Consider the following 306-nt stretch of genomic DNA (forward strand, 5'->3'; position numbering starts at 1 on the left):
GCCGTACAAGGATACGTTCGTGGAGATGCGCTACGAGGTGGTGCGCGGGTAGTCCGATTCAGCGACCTGTGTCGAGTCCGCCATCCGCAGCCGCGTCTGTGCATCCAGCAGCTCGCGCAGCGTGGCAAACAGCGGCGCCGCTTGCATGTAGCGCTGCCCGTAGCTCAGGTTGAACGCGTAGTCGAAGTCGTCCGGGTTGGCGCCCTGGTTGTGCTGCAGGATGGTCTCCAGTTTGTCCAGCGCCTTTACCGCGCGTGCTTCCGGCGTGGCTTCTGCTTCGTATTCATCCCACAGTGCGACGATGGC

Annotated in this window: 1 protein-coding gene; it reads right to left on the reverse strand. The window is 63.1% G+C overall.

The window, feature by feature from the left end:
- Positions 1–30 precede the first annotated feature (30 nt).
- A partial coding sequence (locus RVY79_RS18760) for an HD domain-containing protein (protein ID WP_317466064.1) occupies positions 31–306 on the reverse strand: 276 nt, incomplete at its 5' end.

The organism is Chromohalobacter sp. HP20-39, assembly GCF_033052815.1.
Lineage (GTDB): Bacteria > Pseudomonadota > Gammaproteobacteria > Pseudomonadales > Halomonadaceae > Chromohalobacter.